The organism is Comamonas serinivorans (genome assembly GCF_002158865.1).
GTDB lineage: Bacteria > Pseudomonadota > Gammaproteobacteria > Burkholderiales > Burkholderiaceae_C > Comamonas_E > Comamonas_E serinivorans.
In genome coordinates, this window is the sequence record NZ_CP021455.1 from 3,126,383 (window position 1) to 3,141,266 (window position 14,884).

General features: G+C 69.8%; 14 protein-coding genes. 4 read left to right on the top strand and 10 right to left on the bottom strand.

The features are described 5' to 3' along the window. Positions 1-226 precede the first annotated feature (226 nt). Positions 227-721: an outer membrane lipoprotein gene (locus CCO03_RS13250; protein WP_087281773.1), complete on the top strand. Its 495-nt coding sequence runs from the start codon at positions 227-229 to the stop codon at positions 719-721. Positions 722-858: 137 nt separating this feature from the next. Here the strand turns inward: CCO03_RS13250 and pgsA are convergent, their stop codons facing one another. From pgsA to cydD, 3 genes are all read right to left on the bottom strand, one after another. Next, a complete protein-coding gene (gene pgsA / locus CCO03_RS13255) occupies positions 859-1,419 on the bottom strand; it encodes a CDP-diacylglycerol--glycerol-3-phosphate 3-phosphatidyltransferase (RefSeq protein ID WP_087281775.1) in 561 nt (186 codons plus the stop codon). A 453-nt stretch (positions 1,420-1,872) separates the two neighbouring features. Further along, positions 1,873-3,726, bottom strand: a complete 1,854-nt coding sequence (locus CCO03_RS20190; RefSeq protein ID WP_205690301.1) for an amino acid ABC transporter ATP-binding/permease protein — start codon at positions 3,724-3,726, stop codon at positions 1,873-1,875. Continuing rightward, positions 3,723-5,747 (bottom strand): thiol reductant ABC exporter subunit CydD, encoded by a 2,025-nt coding sequence (gene cydD, locus CCO03_RS13265; RefSeq protein ID WP_205690302.1) that lies wholly within the window; start codon positions 5,745-5,747, stop codon positions 3,723-3,725. The genes CCO03_RS20190 and cydD overlap by 4 nt, the downstream gene beginning before the upstream one ends. 201 nt (positions 5,748-5,948) lie before the next feature. On the opposite strand from cydD, the gene CCO03_RS13270 reads away from it, so the two are divergent. The 3 genes from CCO03_RS13270 to cydX are packed head-to-tail and all read left to right on the top strand — an operon-like array spanning position 5,949 to position 8,826. Beyond that, on the top strand, positions 5,949-7,535 hold the full coding sequence (locus CCO03_RS13270; protein ID WP_087281777.1) for a cytochrome ubiquinol oxidase subunit I: 1,587 nt from the start codon (positions 5,949-5,951) through the stop codon (positions 7,533-7,535). A gap of 18 nt (positions 7,536-7,553) precedes the next feature. After that, positions 7,554-8,705 carry a cytochrome d ubiquinol oxidase subunit II gene (cydB, locus tag CCO03_RS13275; RefSeq protein WP_087281779.1) on the top strand — a complete coding sequence of 384 codons (1,152 nt, stop codon included), beginning with the start codon at positions 7,554-7,556 and terminating at the stop codon, positions 8,703-8,705. 16 nt (positions 8,706-8,721) lie between these two features. Beyond that, entirely contained in the window at positions 8,722-8,826 is a 105-nt protein-coding gene (gene cydX / locus CCO03_RS13280; RefSeq protein WP_087281781.1) for a cytochrome bd-I oxidase subunit CydX, read from the top strand. A gap of 160 nt (positions 8,827-8,986) precedes the next feature. On the opposite strand, the gene ehuA is transcribed toward cydX, so the two are convergent. The 7 genes from ehuA to ectB all read right to left on the bottom strand — a co-directional run bounded on the left by ehuA (position 8,987) and on the right by ectB (position 14,881). Continuing rightward, positions 8,987-9,802, bottom strand: a complete 816-nt coding sequence (ehuA, locus tag CCO03_RS13285) for an ectoine/hydroxyectoine ABC transporter ATP-binding protein EhuA (protein ID WP_087281783.1) — start codon at positions 9,800-9,802, stop codon at positions 8,987-8,989. Continuing rightward, complete coding sequence (ehuD, locus tag CCO03_RS13290; RefSeq protein ID WP_087281785.1) at positions 9,799-10,485, bottom strand: ectoine/hydroxyectoine ABC transporter permease subunit EhuD; 687 nt, start codon at positions 10,483-10,485, stop codon at positions 9,799-9,801. The genes ehuA and ehuD overlap by 4 nt, the downstream gene beginning before the upstream one ends. 2 nt (positions 10,486-10,487) lie before the next feature. Beyond that, the gene (gene ehuC / locus CCO03_RS13295; protein WP_087284679.1) at positions 10,488-11,141 is read right to left on the bottom strand and encodes an ectoine/hydroxyectoine ABC transporter permease subunit EhuC; all 654 of its coding nucleotides are present in this window, start codon (positions 11,139-11,141) and stop codon (positions 10,488-10,490) included. A gap of 143 nt (positions 11,142-11,284) precedes the next feature. After that, positions 11,285-12,157, bottom strand: a complete 873-nt coding sequence (gene ehuB, locus CCO03_RS13300; RefSeq protein ID WP_236903812.1) for an ectoine/hydroxyectoine ABC transporter substrate-binding protein EhuB — start codon at positions 12,155-12,157, stop codon at positions 11,285-11,287. Then, on the bottom strand, positions 12,154-13,101 hold the full coding sequence (gene thpD, locus CCO03_RS13305; RefSeq protein ID WP_087281787.1) for an ectoine hydroxylase: 948 nt from the start codon (positions 13,099-13,101) through the stop codon (positions 12,154-12,156). Before thpD ends, ehuB begins: the two co-directional genes overlap by 4 nt. 23 nt (positions 13,102-13,124) lie before the next feature. Further along, entirely contained in the window at positions 13,125-13,514 is a 390-nt protein-coding gene (locus CCO03_RS13310; RefSeq protein WP_087281789.1) for an ectoine synthase, read from the bottom strand. 98 nt (positions 13,515-13,612) lie between these two features. After that, entirely contained in the window at positions 13,613-14,881 is a 1,269-nt protein-coding gene (gene ectB / locus CCO03_RS13315; protein ID WP_087281791.1) for a diaminobutyrate--2-oxoglutarate transaminase, read from the bottom strand. Positions 14,882-14,884: the final 3 nt, after the last annotated feature.

Here is a 14,884-nt window from a genome sequence, read left to right on the forward strand (position 1 = left end):
TTGCCGAACGGCTGGCCGGACAGCTTGCCAAACGGCTCGCCGAGCAGCAAGCGCGCTGCTCCCCCACCCCGCGGCTCAAATCGTTACGAATGCGTGCCTTTGTTGCCGCTACAGCGTTTTGACCTACGCAATTCTTGACATGAATTGGGTACAAACGGTGCCACGCCCCGGCTCGGTCGGTGACCTGGGTTGGGCGCACAGATTCAACCCTCAGAAAGGACAACCCATGTTTGCATTCCAACGCGCCGCCTCAATGGCCACGGTCGTGATCGCCGTGGCGGGCCTCGCCGCCTGCGCCGCACCCTATCAGCAAGGTGGCTATGGCAATCAGGGGGGCTACAACCAGGGCTCCAGCCAGGGTGGCTACAACCAAGGCGGCTACACGCAAGGCTATGGCCGCGTGACCAACGTGCAGCTGGTGCGCGGCCAAGGCGGCAGCGGCCTGGCCGGTGCCGTGGTGGGTGGCGCCGTGGGCGGCCTGGCCGGCAACCAGGTGGGCGGCGGCTCGGGCCGCACGGCAGCCACCATTGCCGGTGTCGCAGCGGGCGCCTTGATCGGCCGTGCCGTGGAACAGAACGCCACGCGCTCGCAGGGCCGCGACTACTACCGCGTGACCGTGCAGCTGGACAACGGCCAGATGCACAGCCTGGACTACGCCGATGCGCCCAGCGTGCGCATCGGGGACCGCGTGCGCCTGGATGGCAACCAGCTCTACCGCTGAGTCGCCCCGCTGACGCAAAAGGCCTGTCGTGCAGACAGGCCTTTTTTCATGCGGGTCATCGCCGCGGGGTTAGGCGGATTTCATGCAGTATGAGCCGATTGCCGTTGTGATTCAAACGACAACAGCCGCATACCCCATCAGCCGTGTTGCCGGATGGCCGGCAGGGCTTTTTGCAGGTAATGCAGCATGGACCAGACGGTGAGCACCGCGGCCAGCCAGATCAGCACCGTGCCCCACAGGCGGCTGTCGACGCCGAACAGCACGCCGTTGTAGAGCAGGAAGGGAATGGCCACCATCTGCACCGTGGTCTTGAGCTTGCCGACCATGTGCACCGCCACGCTGCCGCTGGCCCCGATCTTGGCCATCCACTCGCGCAGGGCCGAAATGGCGATTTCGCGGCCGATGATGATGAGCGCCGCGAACACGTCGCAGCGCTGCAGGTGCACGAGGATGAGCAGCGAGGCACAGACCAGGAACTTGTCGGCCACCGGATCGAGGAAGGCCCCGAAGGCCGAGGTCTGGTTGAGGCGCCGCGCCAGGAAGCCATCCAGCCAGTCGGTGAACGCGAAGAACACGAACATCGCGGCGGCGATGACATTGCGGGCTTCGATCGGCAGGGGCAGGTAGAACACGGCCATGATCAGCGGAATCGCGACGATGCGCGACCAGGTCATGATCGTGGGCAGGGTGAAAAACATGCGCGGATTGTGGCACGGGCCTGTGACCGCGCCGGTGGTGATCCCCGCAGGGCGCGCTGCGCGGAACCGGGCTTGGGCGGCCTGCCCTTGTGGCGCGCGGGTCAGCGCGGGGATCCCGTCCAGCCGCCAGCGCCCTGCGGTTGGGCGCAACCGGTGTTCCCCTCTTCCAGCCGCGCGACCGTGGCCGCCCGAGCACACCGCGGGCGGCCACGGCGCCTGCGGGTGGCGCCCAGGCCCAGGCCAAGTGCTCGACGTGCACGCGGTGGCGGCTCGCCCCCAGCCCCGGGCGGTCAGGCCCCTGTGCGCCACCCCAGCACGTGCACTGGCCGCGGCTGACCGGCGCATCGGCAGGCCACTGACGCCGCGGTGAGCACGTGGCGAATCGCGCTGGCGCAGGACATTGCCCCGCGACCACAGCGAGCGTCCATGCGCGACAGCGATGGCTTGGCGGGCTCACGCCGCCTGCGGCGACAGCCGGCCGTCCCGCAGCCACAGCTCGCGCTGCACCACGCCGGGCGGCAGCGGCGCGTGGGTGATGACGAGGAGGCTGCGCCCGGCCAGCGCGACCGTCAGGTCCTGCATGACGGCCGCGGCGGTGTCCACATCCAGGCCTTCCGTGGGCTCGTCCAGCACCATCAGCGGTGCGCGGCGCAGCAGCGCACGCGCCAGGGCCAGGCGGCGCGCCTGCCCGGCCGACAGCGTGGCGCCGTTCTCGCCCACCCAGGTGGCCAGGCCCTCGGCCTGCCGGGCCCAGTCGGCCAGGTTCACCTCGCTCAGGACCTGCCACAGCCGCGCGTCGCTGGCCTGGGGGTCGCCCAGGCGCAGGTTGTCGGCCACGGTGCCGGCAAAGACGGGTGCGCCCTGGGGCAACCAGGCGATCTGGGCGTGCCACCACCCCACGTCCAGCTCGCGCAGGTCGGCGCCGCCCCAGCTCACGCGGCCCTGCTGCGGCGGCCACAGGCCCAGGATGAGTTCGCTGAGCGTGGATTTGCCACAGCCGCTGTCGCCCCGGATGGCCACGCGCTCGCCGGGCGCCAGGCACAGCGACAGCCCCCGCAACACGCTCGGCTGGCCAGTGTGGCCGAAGGTCAGCTGGCTCAGGCACAGCGGGCGCGGCAGGTGTGTTTCACAGTATCCATCGGTGGTCGATTTCGATTCATCGGATGCATGGCCATACTCCCGACTCATTTGGATTTCGGCATTCCACTCGGCCTGGGCGATGGTGTGCGGGGCACCATCCTGCCCGGCGCCGTCACGCGACGCCAGCCGCGGTTCAACGCCGGGCTCGGCTGCGTCGCCCCGCCCCGCCGGCGCCAGCGGCGGTCCGCACGCGTCCGCGTCCGCGTCGGTCAGCTCGCGCAGGCGCGTGGCCGCGGCCCGCGCGGCGTGCCACGCTTGCCAGGCCTGGCTCACGCCCGCCAGCAGCTCCAGCGTGGCCACGGTCAGAAACACCAGCGCCGCGGCCTGCGGGGCCTGCAGCTGCCCCGCCTGCACGCCCGCCAGCCCCACGGCCAGCATGGCCACCACACCCCAGCCGGCCAACAGGCCATGCAAGCCCTGCGCCACCAGCAGGCGCCGCCGGCGCTGGCCATCGTGTTGCGCCAGCTGCCGGGCCTGGGCCACCACCCGGTCGTGCCAAGCCGCCCGGGCATCCAGGGCGGTGAGGTCGGCCAGGCCCTCCAGGCCTTCGAACACCTGGGCCCGCCAGGCCCCGCGCGCATTGGCGCGCTGCCGCTCCTGCTCGGCCGCGCGGCGCTGTGTCCAGCACGGCAGGGCCAGCCCCAGCGTGGCCGCCCACACCGCCAGCACCGCGCCCGCCGGCGCATGCAGCCACGCCGCGGCCACCACGGCGCACGCCGTCAACGCCGCCAAGGCGCACAGCGGGCCCCAGGCGCGCACCAGCGTGCCGTCCACCTCGGCGATGTCGGACATCACGCGGGCCAGCACATCGCCCATGCGCTGGCCGCCCAGGCGTTGCGGCGCCAGCGGCAGCGCCCGCGCGAAGAACCAGACCCGCAGCGCACGCGCCAGGCGCAGCGTGGTGTCGTGGCTGACCAGCTTCTCGACGTAGCGCGACACGATGCGCACCAGCGTCAGCGCGCGGATGCCGGCTGCCGGTGAAAAGAAGTTGAACCCGCTGCCCAGGCCCACCGCGCCCGCCAGCGCCGTCGCGGTCAGGAAGCCGCCGGACAGCCCCAGCAAAGCCACGCCCGCCACGGCGGTGATGGCCATCAGCAGCACCGCCAGCGCGATGCGCGAACGCTGGCGCCGCAGCACATCGGTCAACTCGTCGCGCGGGCGGGTCATGCGGGCTCCAGCATCGGGGTGGGCCCGCGGTTCGGCGCGTGGGCAGCCCCGAGGGCGTGTGGCTTGGCGGGCGCTTGGGCAGGCCGTTCGGCGAATCCATCGGCAAGCCCATCGGCAAGCCCATCGGCAAGCCCATCGGCAAGCCCTTCGGCAGGCCCTTCGGCGAGCGCTGGGGCGGGTGCGTCGGCAAGCCCTTCAACGAGCGCTTTGACGGGTCCATCCGTGACCGCCTCGCTCCCGGCCGACTCGGTGCCGGCGTGGACACCGTCGTGCGCGTCGCCCGCCATCGCCGGATCGGCGCGGGGTACCGCCAGCGATCCCGCGCGCACCACGTCAACCACGCGATGCGCCCAGCGCATGGCGGCCGGGCTGTGCGTGGCCACGATCACGCTGCGGCCGCGCGCGAACTCGCCCAAGGCCAGCAGCAGCGCGGCCTCGGTGTCGGGGTCGAGGAAGGCCGTGGGCTCGTCCAGCAGCAACACGTCGGGCTCGCGCAGCAGGGCGCGGGCCAAGGCGATGCGGCGCGCCTCACCGCCCGACAGGCCAAAGCCCCGCTCACCGATCACGGTGTCCAGCCCTTGCGGCAGGCGGCGGGCAAAGCGCAGGACCTGCGCCGCCTCGGCCGCGGCCTGCACGGCCGCGTCGCTGGCCTGCGGACAGGCCAGCCGCAGGTTGTCGGCGATGGTGCCGTGGAACAGGTAGGGGCGCTGCCCCGCATAGGCCACGCGCGCGCCGGGCGCCAGCGTGCGCGTGCCCTCGCGCGGCACCAGCCAGCCGGCCGCGGCCTCCAGCAGCGTGCTTTTGCCGCTGCCGCTGGGGCCGACCAGGGCCAGCCACTCCCCGCGGCGCACCGCGAGCGAGGCGTGCTGCAGCACGTCGCGGGTTGCGCCCTGTGGCCGCAGCGTCACGGCATTCAAGGCCAGTATCGGGTCATGGTCGTTGGATGCGAATCGGCCATTCCCACATACTGCACCCTCCTCAGCAACCGGCAGCGCGGCTGACGGCGCAGCCGGCAGTTCACCCAGCAGGCGCTCCACCTCGGCCACGGCGGCGAGGGCATTGGCGCGGTCGTGGTAGTGCGCGGCCAGGCGACGGAACGGGGCGTAGAACTCGGGCGCCAGCAGCAGGCAGAACATGGCGACGCCCAGGCTGGGCACCTGCGCGCGCAGGTGCAGCAGGCCCAGGTGGCTCAGGCCGAAGTACAGCGCCACCAGCGCCACGCTGATGGAGGCAAAGAACTCGAGCACGGTGGACGACAGGAAAGCGATGCGCAGCACCCGCATGGCCCCCTGCTGCACGCCATCGGCCGCGCGGGCCACGCCGGCCAGCTCATCGGCCCCGCGGCCGTAGACGCGCAACAGGCCCAGGCCCTTGAGGCGATCGGCAAAGTGCGCCCCCAGGCGCGCCATGGCCTGCAGCTGCTGGCGGCCCGCGGCCTCTGCGCCCCAGCCCACCAGCATCATGAACACGGGCACCCAGGGCGCGGTGATGAGCAGGATCAGCGCCACCACCCCATCGACGCTGGCCACCGCCAGCGCGATGAGCAGCGGCACCGCCAGCAGCTCGGCGCGCGCCAGCTGGTAGCCGGCGTGGTGACCGTCGAGCGCATCGGCGTGGCTCACGAGCAGCTCGCTGAGCTCGCCCGTGCGCTGGCGGCGCAGCCACAGCGGACCACGCTGCTGCACGGCGGCGTGCACGCGCGTGCGAAACGCCAGCTTGGCGGCATCGGCCACCCGGCCCGCGCAGGCCTGCGCGGCCGTGACCAGGCCGCTGCGCGCCATGGCCAGCACCGTCAGGGCCAACAACGGCGCCACCAGCTCGGCCAGCGGCCGTTCGCGGGCCAGGGCCTGGTCCAGCAGCCAGGCCAGCACGCCCATCTGCGCGACCAGCACGGCGCCCGCCGCCCAGGTGGCCAACGTGGCGGCGCGCTGGGCCGGCCGCGCGCCCTGCGCCAGCGCCTGCAGCCAGGCCAGGCGGCGTTGGCGCTCCAGGCGCGTGTCGGAAGCAGAAGGGATGGGCATGCCGGCGAAGGGTGGCGTGCCCGCAACAGGACACGATGGGGCAGAGCTTCGCCCGAATCAGCGCTTCCCCGCTTGACGTAGATCAATGGCTGGTGTTGGCCGAAGTCGGATCATCGCGGCGTGAGGACGGGAAGCCCGGACCCTCACACCCAAGAGGCCTGCCTGCCGCAGGCCGCAACAACGAACGTGTGAGGAATCGCCATGTATGACTCGACAGTCGTGGAGCTGTCCAGGTTGCAGTTCGCGCTGACCGCGATGTATCACTTTCTCTTCGTGCCGCTGACACTGGGCCTGTCTTTCATGATCGCGATCATGGAGAGCGTCTACGTCATGACCAACAAGGTGGTCTGGCGGCGCATGGCCCTGTTCTGGGGCGTGCTCTTCGGCATCAACTTCGCGATGGGCGTGGGCACCGGGCTGGTGATGGAGTTCCAGTTCGGCATGAACTGGTCGTACTACAGCCACTACGTGGGCGACATCTTTGGCGCCCCGCTGGCCATCGAGGGGCTGATGGCCTTCTTCCTGGAGGCGACCTTCATCGGCCTGTTCTTCTTTGGCTGGGACCGCCTGTCCAAGGTGCAGCACCTGACGGTGACCTGGCTCATGGCCCTGGGCACCAACCTGTCGGCCCTGTGGATCCTGATCGCCAACGGCTGGATGCAGAACCCCGTGGGCGCCGTCTTCAACCCCGACACCATGCGCATGGAGGTGGTGGACTTCGCCGCCGTGCTGTTCAACCCCGTGGCGCAGGCCAAGTTCGTGCACACGGTGTCGGCGGGGTATGTCACGGGCGCCATCTTCGTCATGTCGATCAGCGCGCTGTACCTGCTGCGCGGCAAGCACCAGGACGTGGCCCGGCGCTCGTTTGCCGTGGCGGCGGCCTTTGGCCTGCTGTCCTCGCTGTCGGTGGTCGTGCTGGGTGACGAAAGCGGCTACGCCGCCAGCGAACACCAGAAGATGAAGCTGGCCGCCATCGAAGCCATGTGGGAAACGGAAGCCGCGCCGGCCGACTTCACGGCCTTCGGCATCCCCAACCAGGCCGAGCAGAAGAACCACGCCGAAATCAAGATTCCCTTCATGATGGGCCTGATCGCCACGCGCTCGTTCAGCGAGGAGATCCCCGGCATCCTCGAGCTGGTGGAACGCGCCGAACACCGCATCCGCGGCGGCCAGATCGCCTATGGCGCGCTGCAGCGCATCCGCGCCGACAAGGCGGACACCGAGGCCCGCCAGGTGTTCGAGCGCCACTGGCAGGACCTGGGCCACGGCCTGCTGCTCAAGCGCTACCGCGACGACATCGGCAACGCCACGCCCGAGCAGATTGCGCAGGCCGCGCTGGACACGGTGCCGCGCGTGGCGCCGCTGTTCTGGACCTTCCGCATCATGGCCGGCCTGGGCTTTTACCTCATCGCCTTCTTCGTGGTGGCCTTCTGGTACGCCTGCCGCAACAACTTCGAGGACAAGCGCGGCTTCCTCAAGGTGGCGCTGTGGTCGCTGCCCGCACCCTGGATCGCCATCGAGTGCGGCTGGTTCGTGGCCGAGTACGGGCGTCAGCCCTGGGCCGTGGATGGGGTGCTGCCCACCTTCTACGCGGCATCGGGCCTGGCGCTGTACGAGATCCTGCTGACGCTGGTGGGCTTCACGCTGCTCTACACGGTGCTGCTGGTGGTCGAGGTCAAGCTGATGCTCAAGGCCATCGGCAAGGGGCCCGACGCGGTGCTGCCCTCGCTGCAGGCCCCTGCCTCCGAACCCGACCGCACGGGCCAGGCCATCGCCGGTCATGCCTGAACGACACAGGAGCCCCTCATGGATTTCATCTTGCTCGACTACACCGCCTTGCGCGTGATCTGGTGGCTGCTGCTGGGCGTGCTGCTCATCGGCTTTGCCGTCATGGACGGCTTCGACCTCGGGGTTGGCACGCTGCTGCCCTTCGTTGCCCACACCGACGAGGAACGCCGCCTCGTCATCAACACCGTCGGCCCGGTCTGGGAAGGCAACCAGGTGTGGCTGGTGCTGGGCGGCGGCGCCATCTTCGCCGCCTGGCCGCCGCTGTACTCGGTCAGCTTCTCGGGCTTTTACCTGGCGATGTTCGTGATCCTGTTCGCGCTCATCCTGCGGCCCGTGGGCTTCAAGTACCGCAGCAAGCTGGAGAGCACGCGCTGGCGCGCCACCTGGGACGCGTGCCTGTTCATCGGCGGCTTCGTGCCCGCGCTCATCATGGGCGTGGCCGTGGGCAACGTGCTGCTGGGCGTGCCCTTCCACATCGACGACACGCAGCGCATCTTCTACACCGGCCACTTCTTCGGCCTGTTGCGCCCGTTTGCGCTGCTGGCCGGCCTGCTCAGCGTGGCCATGCTGGTGGCACACGGTGCGGCCATGCTGGTGATCAAGACCGACGGCCCCGTGGCCCGGCGGGCCGCGCGCATCGGCAGCGTGGCCGCCATCGCCAGCTTCGTGCTGTTCGTGCTCGGGGGTTTCTGGCTGTCGTTCGGCTTGCCGGGCTATGCCATCGGCTCGACCGTGGTCAGCGACGGCCCCAGCAACCCGCTGCTCAAGACCGTGACCGTGACGGCCGCCGGCGGCTGGCTGGCCAACTACCAGGCGACGCCGGTGCTGTGGCTGGCGCCCATCGTGGGCCTGGTCGGGGCGCTGCTGGCGGCCGCGTGGCTGCGCGCGCAGCGCGGCGGCCTGGCCTTCATCGCCTCTGGCGCCAGCATCGCCGGCATCATCCTGTCGGTCGGCTTCGCCATCTTCCCCTTCCTGCTGCCGTCCATCAGCCAGCCGGGCTCCAGCCTGACGGCCTGGGACGCCTCGTCCAGCCACCTGACGCTGTGGATCATGCTGATCTGCACCGTCATCTTCCTGCCCATCATCCTGGCCTACACGACCTGGGTCTACCGCGTGCTCAAGGGCAAGGTCACGGTGGCCGAGATGGGCAGCAACCCCAACGCGTATTGACTCAAGGAGGTGTTCGATGTGGTATTTCGCCTGGATCCTGGGGGTTGGCTTGGCCTCGACCGTGGCCATCCTGAACGGCATGTGGTTTGAAGCGCGCGAGGACCGCCGCAGGGCCGGCTGACGCCGGCCAGCCACCCGTCGCCACCCGCGGCGCATGCAGCCCTCATGTCGGGGCTGCATTTTTTGGGGTATAGAGCCATTCTCTTTTTTTATAAAACGGGAATTGACCCATACCCCATTACCTCACGCACCGCTTGCGATGGCGCCCACGCGCCGCCGGCTCAGACCGCCTCCATCACCGCGCGCAGGAACTGCCGCGTGCGCGCCTCGCGCGGCTGGGCAAACAGGGCTTCGGCCGGGCCCTGCTCCAGGATGCGCCCCTGATCGAAGAAACACACGCGGTCGGCGAACTCGCGGGCGAAGCCCATCTGGTGCGTCACCATCAGCATGGTCACGCTGTGGGCGCGGCCCAGGTCGCGGATCACGCTGAGCACCTCGCCGCACAGCTCGGGGTCCAGGGCCGAGGTCACCTCGTCGAACAGCAGCACCTGCGGCCGCATGGCCAGCGCGCGGGCGATGGCCACGCGCTGCTGCTGACCACCCGACAGCTGGGCCGGGTGGTGATCGAGCTTGTCGGCCAGGCCCACCATGGCCAGCAGCTCGCCCGCGCGCTCGCGCGCCTCGTCGCGGTGCAGGCCCAGCACGGTGACCGGCGCCTCCATGCAGTTCTGCAGCGCCGTCATGTGCGGAAACAGGTTGAAGTGCTGAAACACCATGCCGATGCGGCCGCGCATGCGCCGCAGGTGAGCGCGGTCGGCCCGCACCAGCTGACCGTCGCGCACCATGTGGGTCAAGGGCTGGCCGTCCACCTCGATGACGCCGGCATCGACCTCCTCCAGCGTCATCAGCAGGCGCAGCACCGTGGTCTTGCCCGAGCCCGAGGGGCCGATGATGGCCACCTTTTCGTGCGCGGCCACCGCCAGGTCCAGCCCGTTCAGCACCGTGAGCGGGCCATAGCGCTTGGTCACGCCGGCAAAGCGCACCATGGGATGGACGGGCGCCGCAGCTTCGCCCGCCGGTTGCAGCGTGTCGTTCATGTGCGCCTCCTCGTGCGCGCGTTGAGGGTTCGCTCCAGCCCGCGCACCAGCGCCGAGGCGATGAGGCTGAACGCCAGGAAGAAGCCGCCCACCAGGGTGATGGGCTCGGTGTAGCGGAAACTTTCCGAGCCCAGGATCTTGGCCGTCTGCATCAACTCCATCACGGCGATCACCGACAGCAGCGGCGTCTCCTTGAACAAGGCCACCAGGTAGTTGCCCAGCGCGGGCACGATGGGCGGCAGCGCCTGCGGCAGGATCACGCGGCGCAAGGTGCGCCAGGGCGAGAGGTTGAGCGCCAGGGCCGCCTCCCACTGGCCTTGGGGCACGCCTTGCAGACCGGCCCGGTAGACCTCGGCGCAGTAGGCGCCGTAGTGCAGCCCCAGGGCCAGCATGCCCGCGGGCAAGGCCGCCAGCGTCAGGCCCACCTCGGGCATCACGTAGTACAGGAAGAAGATCTGAATCAGCAGCGGCGTGGAACGCAGGAACTCCACCACGGCCGCCACGGCGCAGCGCAACCAGGTGGGGCCAGCCAGCCGCCCCACGGCAAACAGCAACCCCACGACCAGCGCCAGCGCAAACCCGGCCAGCGTGGCTTGCACCGTGACCAGCGAGGCCTGGCCCAGCACGGGCAGCACCTCCCACGCGTAGTCCGAGTCCCAGATGAGGGTGCCGGTGGTGCTCATCGTCAGCCCCGCCCCGCTTGGCCCAGGCCGCGCGCGGCCCGGCGCTCCAGCGCCCGCATGCCGGCCGTGATCAGCAGCGACATTGCCAGGTAGATCAGCAAGGTGGTGCCGAACACCTCCACCGTGCGCAGCGTGTTCTGGTTGAGCTGCTGGGCCTGGAAGGCCAGGTCCGACAGCGTGATCAGCGACACCAGGGCCGTGGCCTTGAGCAGCTCGATGAACAGGTTGCCCCAGGGCGGCAGCATGGCCACCCAGGCCTGGGGCAGCACGACCCGGCGCACGGCCTGGGCGCGGCTCATGTTCAGGGCCAGGGCGGCTTCCCACTGTCCGCGCGCCACCGACGCGATGGCCCCGCGCACCACCTCGGCGCCATAGGCGCCGATGTTCAGGCCCAGCGCCAGCATGCCCACCAGCAAGGGCGGCAGCAACACGCCGAATTGGGGCAACACGTAGAATAGCCAGAACAGCTGCACCAGGGCCGACGTGCCCCGGAACACCTCGATGTAAGCCACCGCCAGCCAGCGCAAGGGCGCGGGTCCATACAGGCGCGCCAGCGCGGCCAGTGCCGCCAGGGTCACCGCGATCAACGCGCCGCCCAGCGCCACCGACACCGTGACCTGCGCCCCCTGCAGCAACCGCGGCAGCAGCTCGGGCATGCCGGCACCCCAGGCCGTCTGGCCCAGGCCATACCCGGCCGCGGCCGCGGCCACGGCAGCCACGCCCAGCGTCACGCGTGTGCGACGCCGCATGTCAGCCCGCCCGCCGCAGGCAGGCCGCCAGCGCATTGCGCCCGGCCACCTCAATCCGCCGCACAGTGCTGGGCCGCCGTCTGCTCGGGCAGGTTGCTGTCGTCAAAGCCGAAGGGCTTGACCAGGGCCAGGTGGTCGGGCGTGCCGATGAAGCGGGCCAGCTCGGCGTTGACGGCATCGCGCAGCGCCGTGTCCTCGGGCCGGAAGGCGAACGCGCCCTCACCGCGGTAGCGCTTGCCCGCGTGCTCGAAGGTGAACGGTGTGGCCCGCTCCAGCGCCTCGTCCTTGCTGGCCAGCTGCTGCGCCGTCAGCGCGGTGAACGCCGCGGCGGCCGTGCGGCCGGCCTTCACGTTGGCCACCGCCGCGGCGAAATCGGGCACGACGACCTGCTGCTCGCGCTGCATGCCGGCCAGGCGGGCGTGCTCGATCTCAGCCGTGCCCGCGACGAAGGCGATCTTGGCGCCCGCCTTGGCCGCATCGGCATAGGTCTGCAGGCCCTCGGGGTTGCCCTGTTTGACCACCAGCGCCTCGCCCACGCCATAGGTAGGGTTGGCGAAGATGACCTGCTTGCAGCGCGCCGGCGTGATGTACATCGAGGCCACGATGGCGTCGAAGCGACCCGCGCGCAGACCCGGTATCAGCGCCCCCCACTCGGCCAGCACGCCGTCCACCCGCCCTATGCCCAGCTTCTGCATGACGTGGCGGAACACCGCGGGCGATTCGCCCGTCAACCCACCCGACGCATCGGTGAAGGCATAGGGCGCCTCGTTGGCAAAGCCCACGCGGATCACGCCCTGCTCGCGCAGCTTGTCCAGCACGGTCTGGGCCTGAGCGCGCCCGGGCACGCCCGCCAGCAGCAGCGTCGCGCCACCCACCGCATACAGGGTATGGCGCCGAGATGTGATGAGTCGATCGACAGTCAAGGTGTACTCCCAAACGAATCAGCCGGGAACGGCACCGGCGTGAAGTCCTCGCGCTCGGCGATGAAGTTGGGGCGCGGCGCCAGCCCGCAAAACGGCGCCTCGGGCCGGTTGTCCACGCTGTTGTAGACCACGAACACATTGCTGCGCGGCAGGGGCGTGATGTTGGAGTTGGAGCCATGCATCACGTTGCACTCGAAGAAGGTCACGTGGCCAGCCAGGCCGGTGGGCGCGGCGATGCCGAAGTCCTCGACCAGGCGCGCGAGGCTGGCGTCGTCGGGCACCCCGACCTCCTGGCGCCGCAGCGACTCGCGGTAGTGGTTGTCGGGCGTGGCGCCCACGCAGGCCACATAGCGCTGGTGCGAGCCGGGGATCAGCATCAGCGGCCCGTTGTGCGGCGTGTTCGCCGTCAGGCTGATGGAGCAGCTGACCAGGCGCATGGCGGGAATGCCGTCCTCCACATGCCAGGTCTCGAAGTCGGAATGCCAGTAGAACGCCTGGCCCCGAAAGCCGCCCTTGTAGTTGATGCGCGACTGGTGGATGTAGACCTCGCCGCCCAGCAGCTGGCGCGCGATGGCCACCAGCTTGGGGTGCTGACACAGCCGGCGCAGCACGTCGCTGGAGCGGTGTACGGCAAAGATGGAGCGCAAGGCGCGGCTGCCCGGCTCGATCACGGCCTCATCGGCCTGGTGAACGCGGTCGTCGTCGCGCAGGCGCTGCAGCTCCTGCTGGCACGCCCGGATGGCGTCCGGGTCCAGCAACGCATCGAAGCTGAGGTAGCCGTTGTCCTGAAAGAACAGCAGCTGGGACGGCGTCAACGGGCCGTCGCCGGCCTCGCCGTGGACCACGGGGTCCTGGCGAGGCGTCACGCTGGCTCGAGACGCATGGCGCGACGGGTAGCGATCGTCCTCGCGAACCCGCGCGGTGTGGATGGCACTGTGCATCATGGCCGGAACCCTCCTTGGTGCGGTCAGTCGGACAGCGCGTAGGCGCCGGTCTCGTCGTGCACCTCGCGGCCGGTCAGCGGCGGGTTGAACACACACACCATGCGCATGTGCGTGCCCTTGTTGGCCCGCAGCACGTGGCGGTCATGGTCGTTGAGGGCATACAGGGTGCCCACGCGGATGGGGTGCGTGATGCCCGTGGCCAGGTCGGTGATCTCGCCCTCGCCCTCGATGCAGTAGACGGTCTCGAAGTGGTTGGCGTACGCCATCTCCAGCTCGGCACCGGCCTTGATGACGGTGTCGTTGACCGAGTAGCCCATGCCGGCATCCTTGTAAATCAGGCGGCGGCTGGTCCAGCCTTCGGTGTCGACGTCGGCATCGGTGCCCAGGACGTCGTCCAGGTGTTTGACGATCATGTTCAGGTCTCCTGTGAGTGCAGCGCGCTTCACCCGGGCGCGGCGGCGCGCGCCGCCCGGCCCTGCCGATGAAGCCGCAGGGGATGAAAAAAGGCGGATCAGGCGGCGCGGCGCAGGCCGTCGTCCAGGGCCTGCTGCAGGCCTTGGTCGATGATGTCCAGGCCCTGGGCCAGCTCGCCCTCGCGGATCGTGAGGCTGGGCAACAGCTTGAGCACCTGGTCGTTGATGCCGGCGGTCTCGATGACCAGGCCAGCCTCGAAACAGGCCTTGGACACGCGCTGAGCCAGACCGGCGTCGGCGAACTCCACACCCTGGATCAGGCCGCGACCGCGCACCGTGCCCTTGATGCCGTGCTGCTGCAGCATGCGCTGCAAACGGGTCTGCACCAGCGTCGCCTTGCTGGCCACCGCCTCTTGCAGCTGCGTGTCGCGCCAGTACTCGAGCGCCGCCGTGGCGGTGACGAAGGCCGGGCAGTGGCCGCGGAAGGTGCCGTTGTGCTCGCCCGGCGTCCACTGGTCCAGCTCGGGCTTGATCAGCACCAGCGCCAGCGGCAGGCCGTAGCCCGACAGCGATTTGGACAGCGTGACGATGTCGGGCACGATGCTCGCTTCCTCAAAGCTGAAGAAGCCCCCCGTGCGCCCGCAGCCGACCTGGATGTCGTCGACGATGAGGACGATGCCGTGGCGCTGCGTGATCTCGCGCAGGCGACGCAGCCAGTCTGCGCTGGCCACGTTCACGCCGCCTTCGGCCTGCACCGTTTCCAGGATCACGGCCGCGGGGTGCTGGGTGCCACTGCCGTTGTCGGCCAGCACCGATTCAAAGTAATCCAGCGTGTCGGTGTCCGAGCCCATGTAGCCGTCAAAGGGCATGAAGGTCGCGTGGTTCAGCGGCACGCCAGCCCCCGCGCGCTTGAAACTGTTGCCCGTCACCGCCAGCGAGCCCAGCGACATGCCGTGGAAGGCGTTGGTAAAGCTCACCACCTGCTCGCGCCCCGTCACCTTGCGGGCGAGCTTGAGGGCCGCTTCGACCGCGTTGGTGCCCGTCGGCCCCGGGAACTGCAGTTTGTAGCTCAAGCCGCGCGGCTGGAGCACCAGCTGCTGGAACCGTTCGATGAACTGACCCTTGGCCTCGCTGTACATGTCCAGCGTGTGGGTGATGCCGTCGCGCATCAGGTAGGCCATCAGGGCTTGCTTGAGCCGGTCGGGGTTGTGCCCGTAGTTGAGCACGCCGGCGCCGCAGAAGAAGTCGAGGTAGCGCCTGCCCTCGGTGTCGGTCATCCAGGCCCCTTTGGCCGATGCGAAAACCGCGGGAAAGCTGCGGCAGTAGCCGCGAACCTCGGATTCGTGTTCCTCAAAGATGTGTTGCATGGG